General features: G+C 39.3%; 7 protein-coding genes and 3 tRNA genes. 5 read left to right on the top strand and 5 right to left on the bottom strand.

What is annotated here, in order from left to right; translation table 11 throughout:
• Nucleotides 1-2: 2 nt before the first annotated feature.
• From NITER_RS01655 to NITER_RS01675, 5 genes are all read right to left on the bottom strand, one after another.
• Nucleotides 3-78 (bottom strand) — tRNA-Val (locus NITER_RS01655).
• 3 nt (nucleotides 79-81) lie between these two features.
• Nucleotides 82-157: transfer RNA gene (locus NITER_RS01660), tRNA-Glu, on the bottom strand.
• A gap of 5 nt (nucleotides 158-162) precedes the next feature.
• A tRNA-Lys gene (locus NITER_RS01665) sits at nucleotides 163-238 on the bottom strand.
• A 75-nt stretch (nucleotides 239-313) separates the two neighbouring features.
• On the bottom strand, nucleotides 314-1372 hold the full coding sequence (locus tag NITER_RS01670; protein WP_281847865.1) for an integrase core domain-containing protein: 1059 nt from the start codon (nucleotides 1370-1372) through the stop codon (nucleotides 314-316).
• Nucleotides 1373-1469: 97 nt separating this feature from the next.
• Nucleotides 1470-2558, bottom strand: coding sequence for a CinA family protein (locus tag NITER_RS01675; protein WP_084276353.1), 1089 nt, complete (start codon nucleotides 2556-2558; stop codon nucleotides 1470-1472).
• Nucleotides 2559-2670: 112 nt separating this feature from the next.
• On the opposite strand from NITER_RS01675, the gene ileS reads away from it, so the two are divergent.
• The 5 genes from ileS (at nucleotide 2671) to NITER_RS01700 (ending at nucleotide 10813) form a co-directional block, all read left to right on the top strand.
• The gene (gene ileS, locus NITER_RS01680; RefSeq protein ID WP_084276352.1) at nucleotides 2671-5412 is read left to right on the top strand and encodes an isoleucine--tRNA ligase; all 2742 of its coding nucleotides are present in this window, start codon (nucleotides 2671-2673) and stop codon (nucleotides 5410-5412) included.
• Nucleotides 5413-5502: 90 nt separating this feature from the next.
• Nucleotides 5503-6834, top strand: a complete 1332-nt coding sequence (gene gatA, locus NITER_RS01685; protein WP_084276351.1) for an Asp-tRNA(Asn)/Glu-tRNA(Gln) amidotransferase subunit GatA — start codon at nucleotides 5503-5505, stop codon at nucleotides 6832-6834.
• Between the two features lies 1 nt (nucleotide 6835).
• Nucleotides 6836-8281, top strand: coding sequence for an IMP dehydrogenase (guaB, locus tag NITER_RS01690; protein WP_084276349.1), 1446 nt, complete (start codon nucleotides 6836-6838; stop codon nucleotides 8279-8281).
• 85 nt (nucleotides 8282-8366) lie between these two features.
• Nucleotides 8367-9557, top strand: coding sequence for an aminotransferase class I/II-fold pyridoxal phosphate-dependent enzyme (locus NITER_RS01695; RefSeq protein ID WP_084276347.1), 1191 nt, complete (start codon nucleotides 8367-8369; stop codon nucleotides 9555-9557).
• Complete coding sequence (locus NITER_RS01700; RefSeq protein ID WP_084276346.1) at nucleotides 9554-10813, top strand: O-acetylhomoserine aminocarboxypropyltransferase/cysteine synthase family protein; 1260 nt, start codon at nucleotides 9554-9556, stop codon at nucleotides 10811-10813. Before NITER_RS01695 ends, NITER_RS01700 begins: the two co-directional genes overlap by 4 nt.
• Nucleotides 10814-10858: the final 45 nt, after the last annotated feature.

Here is a 10858-nt window from a genome sequence, read left to right on the forward strand (position 1 = left end):
AATGGTGGTCGCTAGTGGACTCGAACCACTGACCACTTGCTTGTAAGGCAAGCGCTCTACCAACTGAGCTAAGCGACCAAATGGCGACCCCTAGGGGATTTGAACCCCTGTGACCACCGTGAAAGGGTGGCATCCTTGGCCACTAGATGAAGGGGTCGCAAGTGGTGACCCGTGTTGGATTCGAACCAACGGCCCACTCCTTAAAAGGGAGTTGCTCTACCAGCTGAGCTAACGGGTCACTTCCCACATTCTCGGGCTTTTGCTTTGCCTTCGCTGAATGTGAGTGAAATTATAAGCAAAAAATTTTTGCTTGTCAAGAGTTTGTATAAGTCCAATACATATGGCACTCATAATGATTTTCAAGAAGGTATTGTACCGGAGATTTAAAATTAAGAGAAGAGTGTGGTATTTTGGTATTGTAATCGATGAGCCATTTTGCTAATTTTTTATTGAATTCATCCAAATCTGTAAAGAGTAAATCTTCATAGTATTGAATAAATTGTTCTTGAATTGTTCTATTGAATCTTTCATTGTGTGCATTCATTTTAGGGCTCCTTGGATATGTCCAGTAGTGTGTAAAGCCTTTTTGTTCAAGCAGAGCATCAAACTCTTTTTTAAATTCACTGCCATTATCTGAAAGAATTGCAAGTTTACGTTTTTGTTTGATGGAGGTTATTCCATCAATTAAAGCTTCAAGAGCATATGCAGTATGTTTTGCTCTTTTAGATGGAATTGCTACTGCGAATGCAATACGTGTGAGTGGGTCAATCATAGTAAGGATATATCGTTTTATACCGTTTGATACTATTTGGATGGTATCGACTGCCCAGAGTTCAAATGGTTTAGATTTGAGGTTTTTTGGTTTTCTGTTTTTTTGTGTCTTCTTTTTTGGTTTCACTTTTCCTTTTGTATCGATGCGGTAGGGAAAAAGTCTCATTGTATCTGGTGCTTTTGCGATTATTCTTCCTATTGTGGATTCCGAGGGAGTTTTAAGTTCTTTTTCTTCACAAAAAGGTTTAAGCAGGTGGTAGAGTTTTGCTTTGCCGATGTTGGGATACTCTTTTCTTAATCTTTTTATCTCATTAATAACTTCTCTTGGTACTTTTGACTCTCTTACTCTTTTTGGTCTTCGTGATTTTGGATTTAAGGCTTTGATATCGCCATTTGCATCATTTAAACTCTTTTTCCATCGAAAGAGTGTTCTTCTGCTTACTCCAAAAGCTTCAGTTGTTGCTGCTAGTCCATATTTTTCCCAAAACTCCAATATCTTTTTTCTTCTTTTTGCCTCTTCGCTTATCATAAGCGAATTGTAGTATATCCTCTCTAATCTTTTATATCCTTTGAGCCCTGGCAACGTGTATTTGATTTGCACTCCTCACTCTCCCTCTCGGAGTGCCATATGTGTTTGAACTTATGCAGAGTTTGTATAAGTCCACAATAGATGATTTATTTATTTTCATTTTACAAACTTAGAAAAGCTCATCTTTTGCAATTTCAAAGAGCAACTTTATGCCATACATTGCTGCTTGGTATTGAATGTAGTTACGATCTCCTTTGAAATAGAGCGTGCGAATGATTTCATGAGATGCGCTTTTACAGCCAACTACTACAGTACCAACTGGTTTAGTTTCTGTAGCACCTCCAGGACCTGCAATCCCGCTTATAGCTATAGCAAAGTCTGCTTGTGCAACTCTCATAGCACCTTTAAGCATCTCTTCTACTGTCTCTTCACTCACTGCACCAAAGGCTTGGAGTGTTTCTTGCTTGACTCCAAGCCATGCATTTTTTATTTCGTTTGCATAAGTAACTAAAGAGCCATTAAAAATATTTGATGAACCTGGAACTTTTGTAAGAAGTGAGGCAAGAAGTCCTCCTGTACAGCTTTCAGCAAAGGTAATTGTTTTGTGCAGTGCAGACAATCTTTCTATAAGGTATTCAAATATATTCGTCGTAACTACGAGATTTTGTGGTATCAAGAGTTTTGCATTTTGCACGAACATTGCAATATCGCCAAAGCGCTTATTATATGCGAAGAGTTTATAGAGATTAATACTCTCTTGGGAGAGAATAAAATCTATATCATAACTTTTAGCAAGAGGAAGGAGCTTTTCTACTATTTCTTCCTTTGGCATATCAAAAATATAAAAGAGTGCTGTCTCTTTTTGTGATTCAAGAAGAATTTTTGGAAGCTTTGAGCAAGATTCTGCTTTAATGAGATTGAGCGATTTATCTGCAAAAGTAAGTAAAAAGCTATTTTTTTCAACAATTTTTGCTTTTGAAGGAACTAGCATCTCTTCATTTGCTATGAGATTGTCTTCAAAAATAGTTGCAATAATCTTGCTTGTAGTAGCATAGCTTTGTGGAGTTGTAACGATGAGCGTTTTGTCATACTCTTCCAAGGCTTTAGATATTTTTAAAAAGAGATTTTTATCTTTTTCAGCGAGATAGAGCTCTGCATTTATACACTCTATCTTTTTGAGAGCTTCACGTTTTATATATGATACGAGCTCTGTGTTTATGAGGAACTCTTTGCCAACGTAGAGGATGATATTTTTCATGAGGAGTCCTTCGGGCTTGCTAGAAACTATCTTTAAGGATTATATCAAATATTCAGAGCCTTTTAATCACTTTTTGAATAAAATATATACCAAAAATGCAAAAGAGGGATGAATGGATTATAAAGAGACACTGCTACTTCCAAAAACCACCTTTCCTATGCGTGGAAATCTCCCACAAAATGAGCCAAAACGCTATAAGAGATGGTTTGAAAAAGATGTTTATCAAAAAATGAAACAAAAGAGGGAGGGAAAACCTCTCTTTACACTCCATGACGGCCCTCCCTATGCCAATGGTCATATTCATATTGGCCATGCGCTCAATAAAATCCTCAAAGATATTATCGTTAAATTTAACTACTTTCAGGGAAATGCTATACGTTTTACTCCTGGATGGGATTGTCATGGACTTCCTATAGAGCAGCAAGTAGAAAAGAAGTTAGGGACCAAGAAAAAAGAGGAGTTGCCAAAGACAAAGATTAGAGAGTTATGCCGTGAGCATGCAAGCAAATTTGTCAATATCCAAAAAGAGGAGTTTAAGGGGCTTGGTATTGTAGCTGATTGGGAAAAACCTTATCTTACTATGGACTATGCATTTGAAGCAGATATCTACCGTGCGTTATGTGAGATTGCAAAAGAGGGGCTTTTGGTAGAGCGCAGCAAACCTGTATACTGGAGCTGGGCAGCTAAAACTGCATTAGCAGAAGCAGAAGTAGAGTATGAAGATAAAGTAAGTCCTTCTATTTACGTAGCATTCAAGCTTGATAAAGAGGCAGCGCAAAGAGTGGGAAAAGATGCTAGTATAATCATTTGGACTACAACACCTTGGACACTGCCAGCAAACACAGGAATTGCCCTCAACCCTGATATTGTTTATGTGCTTACAACTGATGGATTTATCGTAGCGAAGGATCTCTTTGAAAATCTCAAAGCAAAAGGTGTTGTAAAAGGTGAAATAGAAAAAGAGATTGAACCCAAAGAGCTAGAAAACCTCCATGCAATCAATCCTCTCAATAATCGTCGCAGTCGCATAGTGCTTGGATCGCATGTAACAACGGAAAGCGGTACGGGAGCCGTACATACTGCGCCTGGGCATGGTGAAGATGACTACCGCGTAGGACTTGCCTATAATCTTGAAGTACTTATGCCTGTGGATGATGCTGGAAGGTATGATGAGACAATTGTAAGAGAAAAGCTTCTTCCAGAAGAGTTTGTTGGTATGAATGTATTTGATGCAAATGAGAAGATCCTTGAGCTTCTTGGTGATAATCTCCTTTTGGCTGAAAAAATTGAGCACTCCTATCCTCACTGCTGGAGAACACATAAGCCTGTTATTTTTCGAGCTACAAAACAGTGGTTTATAGCGGTAGATAAGGCTCCAAAAGAGTTGCAAAAGACGCTGCGACAAATTGCTTTAGAAGAGGTTGAAAAAACAACTTTTTATCCAGAGTGGGGTCGCAACCGTTTGCGCTCGATGATAGAGAATCGTCCAGACTGGTGTATTTCAAGGCAGCGCGATTGGGGAGTGCCTATCGCATTTTTTAGAGATAAAACTACTGGCGAAGTGATTTTAGATGAGAAAGTTCTTAACTATATTGCAATGATTTTTGAGCGTTTTGGGACAGATGCTTGGTATAGTATGGAAATAAAAGATCTTCTCTATCCAGGCAGCGGATACGATCCGCAAAACTTAGAGAAAGTGATGGATATTCTTGATGTGTGGTTTGATAGTGGATCTACATGGTATGCAGTGCTAAAATCCCGCCGCTATGATGCTGGAAATTATCCAGCAGATCTCTACTTAGAAGGAAGTGATCAGCATCGAGGATGGTTTCAAAGTTCACTTTTAGTTAGTAGCGCAATAGAAAAGCGAGCGCCATTCAAAGCTATTCTCACCCATGGATTTACTGTAGATGAGAAGGGTGAGAAGATGAGCAAATCCAAAGGTAATGTTGTAGCTCCACAAGATGTTGCCAAAAAATTTGGTGTAGAGATTTTACGCCTTTGGGTTGCGATGAGTGATTATCAAAGTGATCTGAAAATCAGTGAAAATATTCTCAAGCAGATTGCTGAGCAATATAGGAAATTGCGCAATACTTTTCGCTTTATGCTAGCAAATATCAATGATCTTGAAGAGATAAACGAGGAGTTTGGAGTACTTGATAGATGGATACTCCATAAAGCTGCAATAGTTTTGAGTGAAGTAGAAGAGTATTTCTCTCAATATGAGTTTTCAAAAGCCTTTCAAAAACTCAATCACTTTATTGTAAATGAATTTAGTGGGATCTATCTTGATGTGTGCAAAGATAGACTCTATTGTGATGCAAAAGAGGATGTGCATAGACGTGCAAGCCAAAGTGCAATGGCACTTATTGCACGATCTCTGCTGGGTCTCATTGCACCGGTTCTTACCTATACCGCAGATGAGATTGTAGAGCATGCTCCAAAAATTTTTAAAAATGATAAAGAAGATATTTTTGATTTTGCCATAGAGCGCCTTGCCCCAGTGCAGAGTGATTTCGATGAGGAGTATATGCTCCAAGCACGCGCAAAATTTAATGAGCTAGCTGATAAACTCAAAAAAGAGAAGAAGATTAAAGCAACTTTGGAAGTGGTCATTGAGACATCTTCACAAAAAGTTTTGGATCTTCCAAAAACAGAGAGAGAGGATTGGTTTATTGTGAGTGGAGTGGAGAGTGAAATTGGCGGTGAGGAGCTAGGTGATTTTGAGTGTGAGGGAGATACGTTTGTTGTACGCAGAGCTACATTGCATAAATGCCCACGCTGCTGGAAATATCAAGCTCTACAAGAGGATAAACTTTGTCCACGCTGTCAAAGGGTAGTAGATGGACTTTAGTAAGCCAGTTCCACCTATGGCAATTGTTTGGGCGATAGTCTTTTTTATTGTATTGGTTGTAGCAGGTATTTTATATGTAAGGAGTAGAAGTTGATAACATTGAAAGAAGCATTACAGCTTCCAAAAGAGGAGCTAGAAGAGATTAAAAAAGATTTAATAAAAAAAGCCAAAGAGCAAAAAGAACTCAATGCATATATCGCATTAGATAGTGCAGGTGAGGGTGTACCTATTGCAATAAAAGATAATATCCAGGTTGATGGTTGGGAAGTAACATGTGCAAGTAAGATCTTGCAAGGATATATTGCTCCTTATGACGCAACTGTGATAGAAAAGCTTAAAAGTGCTGGATGTGCCCCTTTTGGACGCACAAACATGGATGAGTTTGCTATGGGAAGTACCACAGAGAGTAGCTGCTATGGAAAGACGTTGAATCCTAGGGATCCGAGTAGAGTACCAGGTGGAAGTAGTGGGGGAAGTGCTGCTGTGGTAGCTGCTGGCATTGCAATTGCTGCACTTGGAAGTGATACTGGTGGAAGTATTCGCCAGCCTGCTGCTTTTTGTGGAATTGTGGGAATGAAGCCAACTTATGGGAGAGTGAGCAGATATGGGCTTGCAGCTTATGGAAGCAGTCTTGATCAAATTGGTCCAATGACACAAAATGTAGAAGATGCGATTATTCTATATAATATGATTGCTGGGGTAGATGAGCGTGATAGTACTAGTGCACGCGTGCCTTTTGAGCCAGTGGTACCAAATGCGGATCGTAAACTTACAATTGGCGTTGTGCCAAACTATGTCAAAGATGCAAGTGCAGCAGTACAAAAAGCCTACGATAAAGCAGTAGCTGCTCTCAAAGAGGCTGGACATGAGATTGTAGAAGTAAGTTTAATGGATGCAAAGTATGATATAGCAAGCTACTATATCACTGCGATGGCTGAAGCGAGTACGAACCTTAGCCGCTATGATGGTGTACGCTATGGATATAGAGCCGAAGCAAGCAATCTTAAAGAGATGTATAAAAAGACAAGAAGTGAAGGTTTTGGTGAAGAGGTCAAAAGAAGAATACTTCTTGGTACTTTTGTGCTTAGTAGTGGTTACTATGACGCGTATTACATTAAAGCCCAAAGAGTGCGCCATCTCATCAAAGATGAATATAGTAAAGTTTTTGAAAAGGTAGATCTCATCCTCTCTCCGGTAGCTCCTGATGTAGCATATAAATTTGGAGAGCTCAAATCACCACTTGAGATGTACTTGAGCGATGTTTATACAATAGGGGTGAATCTTGCAGGACTTCCAGCAATAAGTTTGCCTGTAGATGAGCATGAGGGATTGCCTGTTGGTTTGCAATTGATTGGTAAAGCCTTTGATGAGCAGACTCTTTTTGATGGTGCGATGAGTCTTGAACGAGTAGTAAGGAGCTAATATGAGAATTAGAAAAAGAGCGTTGACTTTTGAAGATGTATTACTGGTACCCAAGCATTCAACAGTTTTACCAAAAGAGGTAAATATTACAACAAAACTTACGCGCAATGTTCCACTCAATATCCCTTTGGTTTCAGCTGCTATGGATACAGTAACAGAGCATAGAGCAGCAATTGCGATGGCAAGACTTGGTGGCATTGGGATTATTCATAAAAATATGGATATTGAATCGCAAGTGCAAGAGGTCAAAAGAGTAAAAAAGAGTGAGAGTGGAGTAATCATTGATCCTATTTATGTTCATCCCGATGCAACACTGGCTGAAGCAGAGAGGCTTATGAGTGAGTATAAAATAAGTGGTGTACCTGTTGTTGATGAGCAGATGCATCTATTGGGAATTTTAACTAATAGGGATATGCGTTTTGAAAAGGACTTTAGCAAAAAAGTTTCACAAGTGATGACAAAAATGCCTCTCATTACTGCTCAACCTGGCATTACTCTCGAAGAGGCAGCAGAGAAAATGAATGAGCATAAAATAGAAAAACTCCCTATCATTGATGAAGAGGGAAGGCTCAAAGGGCTTGTAACAATTAAAGATATCAAGAAAAAGATAGAATATCCAAATGCCAATAAAGATGAGTTTGGAAGACTCCGAGTCGGTGCTGCAATTGGAGTAAATCAGCTTGATCGTGCACGTGCTCTTGTAGATGCTGGCGTAGACGTATTGGTGCTTGATTCAGCTCATGGGCACTCTCAAGGAATCATAGATACGCTCAGAGCTATCAAAAATGAGCTTGAAATTGATGTGGTTGCTGGTAATGTGGCAACAGCAGAGGCTACTGAGGACTTAATCAAAGCTGGTGCAGATGCAGTGAAGGTGGGAATAGGACCAGGAAGTATCTGTACTACAAGAATTGTTGCAGGTGTAGGTGTGCCACAAATAAGTGCAATTGATGAGTGTGCAGCTGTAGCAAAAGAGTATGGTGTGCCAATTATTGCTGATGGGGGAATCAAATACTCTGGTGATGTTGCAAAAGCACTCGCAGTTGGTGCTAGTAGTGTAATGATCGGAAGTTTGCTTGCTGGAACAGAGGAGAGTCCTGGCGAAGTGATTATGTATCAAGGCCGCCAGTATAAGACATACCGTGGTATGGGAAGTATTGGTGCAATGACAAAGGGTAGCACAGATCGCTACTTCCAAGAGGGAACGGCTGCGGATAAACTGGTACCTGAAGGTATTGAAGGAATGGTGCCATATCGAGGAAAGATTTCTAATGTAATTCATCAACTCATTGGTGGCCTTCGCAGCTCAATGGGGTATGTGGGTGCGAAAGATATTCCTACCTTTCAAGAGAGAGCCGAGTTTGTAGAAATTACAAGTGCTGGACTCAAAGAATCGCATGTGCACGATGTAACAATCACAAAAGAGGCTCCAAACTACCACGTATAGTGGTAGCTCTCTTTAGCTTAATTTAAAAATTTTTATCTACAATAACTCCTAGCAATATAACAAATCTTTATGATAAAGAGCCAGTATGAACAATTTTGAGCGATTCCAAACCTTTGTATTGCAGCAAAGCGCAGCTAAGGATGGAGCTATTTCTCCACCAATTATAGGATCCGCAGCTTTTAGTTATGGAGATCCAAAAAGTGCGGAAGCTGTTTTTGCTGGAGAGAGTAGAAAGCCTCTGTATGCTAGAATGGGCAATCCTACTAATGCAAAACTAGAAACTTTATTAGCTGGTATAGATCAAGGTGATGGTGCAGTTGTAACATCAAGTGGGATGGGTGCAATAGCAGCAGTAGTGAGTGCATTTTTACAAAGTGGAGATGAAATTGTCTGTGTTGGAGGGCTTTTTGGTGGAACGTATGCATTTTTTACACAAAATTTGCCCAGGTTTGGAATAAAAGTACGTTTTTTTAAAGCTGATGAAGAAGTCGTTTTATCTCCGCAGACAAAGATGATTTTTTGTGAAAGTGTGGGCAATCCTTCATTAACAGTTGTTAATTTTGTAAAGCTAGGAAAATTAGCCCAAAAACATGGGATTTTATTTGTTGTTGATAATACTATAACACCACTTCTCTTTGAGCCATTTTCTTGGGGAGCAGATATTATAGTCTATTCAACCACCAAAGTTATTAGTGGACAATCGCAGGCACTTGGTGGAGCTATTATCTATAAAGAGCCAAGAAAAGATCTTTTTATACACTTCCCATTTTTACAAAACTTTTATGAAAATCTCGGCAAAGATGCCATCATGGGAGTAATCAAAAAAAGAGCATTGCGCGATTTTGGTATGAGTATGCAAGCACATGCAGCCTACTTAACTATTTTAGGGCTTGAAACGTTGCCTCTTCGTATTCAAAAGGCTACAGATAATGCACAGAAACTCTTTCTTGCCCTCAAAGATAAAGTCAAAGTGCTCTATGCAAAAAATGAGCAATATTTTCCTTTTGGTACAGGACAGATGATGGGGATTGATTTTAAAAGCAAAGAGGATGCTTTTACTTTTTTAGAACATGCAAAAATTCCTTTTATTACAGCAAATATTGGTGATAGCAGAACATTAGCACTTCATATGCGAAGTACTATTTATAGAGATTTTAAAGCAAACGAGCTAGAGTATCTAGGCGTGAGTGAGGGGCTTGTGCGTATTTCAGTGGGACTAGAAAATTGCGCTATGATTATAGAAGATTTTGAAAATGCTTTAAGGAAGGTGCAATGAAAAAAGAGACTATCGCTTTACATGCAGGATATGAAAAAGATGAGCAAAAGACAATGGCAGTTCCAATATATATGACAACTGCCTATGCCTTTGATAGTGCTGAGCATGCTGCTAATCTTTTTGCTCTCAAGGAGCTTGGCAATATCTATACACGCATTGGCAATCCAACCACAGATGTGTTTGAAAAACGATTTGCTGCGCTTGAGGGTGGCGTTGCAGCACTCGCGACTTCCAGTGGAATGGCGGCTATTAATTACTCTATTTTAAATCTATGTGAAACAGGAGATAACATCATTGCAGCCAATCAGCTCTATGGTGGAACAGTGACGCTTTTTACCCATACGCTAAAGCGTCTTGGGATTGAAGCGAGGATGTTTGATGTCCATAAGCCAGAGTTGATTGAAAAACTTATTGATGAAAAAACAAAAGCCATCTTTTTTGAAAGTATTACAAATCCAAGTATTGATGTACCAGATTTTGAAAAGATTGTTGCAATTGCTAAGAAACATAATATCTTAACCATTGTAGATAATACTGTTGCAACGCCAATTTTGTGCAATCCTATCGAGTATGGTGTGGATGTGGTAGTGCATAGTACAAGCAAATATACCACTGGGCAAGGACTCGCTCTTGGTGGTATTATTGTAGAGGCTGAAAGTGCTAAAGAAAAAATCAAAAATAATTCTCGATATAACCACTTTAATGAACCAGATGCAAGTTATCATGGACTTGTGTATTCAGATACCCCTTTCCCGCCATTTATTTTACGAGCAAGGTTGAGTTTATTAAGAGATATGGGATCGGCTCCTAGTCCATTTAACAGTTGGCTCTTTATCCAAGGACTTGAGCATTTAAATCTTCGCATCAAACAGCATAGCCAAAGTGCTTTAGAGATTGCGAAATGGCTTAAAAACCATCCAAAGGTAAAAAGAGTCAACTATCCACTGCTTGAGGGAGATAAAAACTATGAAAATGCTAAAAAGTATCTCAAAGGTGGAGCAAGCGGGTTACTCAGTTTTGAGGTTGAGAGCTTTGAAGAAGCAAAAAAAATTGCAGATAGTGTCAAAATATTTAGCCGTGTGGTCAATATAGGTGATAGCAAATCGATAATTACTCATCCAGCATCTACTACCCATCAGCAGTTAAGCGCTGAAGAGTTAGAGCTTGCGGGGGTGAGCGAAGGGCTCATTCGTCTTAGCATTGGGCTTGAAGTTGTAGAAGATCTCATAGCTGATCTTGAGCAGGCGATGGAGTAACTTCCCGCTTGCTTAATACCAAAAATTTAAATTCTACTTCTTCTA

Origin of the sequence: Nitratiruptor tergarcus DSM 16512, from assembly GCF_027946175.1 — a bacterium.
Taxonomy (GTDB): domain Bacteria; phylum Campylobacterota; class Campylobacteria; order Campylobacterales; family Nitratiruptoraceae; genus Nitratiruptor; species Nitratiruptor tergarcus.

Coding starts and splice junctions, on each gene's coding strand:
- NITER_RS01675 (WP_084276353.1), bottom strand. CDS start 2,558: ATGAAAAATATCATCCTCTACGTTGGCAAAGAGTTCCTCATAAACACA.
- ileS (WP_084276352.1), top strand. CDS start 2,671: ATGGATTATAAAGAGACACTGCTACTTCCAAAAACCACCTTTCCTATG.
- guaB (WP_084276349.1), top strand. CDS start 6,836: ATGAGAATTAGAAAAAGAGCGTTGACTTTTGAAGATGTATTACTGGTA.
- NITER_RS01695 (WP_084276347.1), top strand. CDS start 8,367: ATGAACAATTTTGAGCGATTCCAAACCTTTGTATTGCAGCAAAGCGCA.
- NITER_RS01700 (WP_084276346.1), top strand. CDS start 9,554: ATGAAAAAAGAGACTATCGCTTTACATGCAGGATATGAAAAAGATGAG.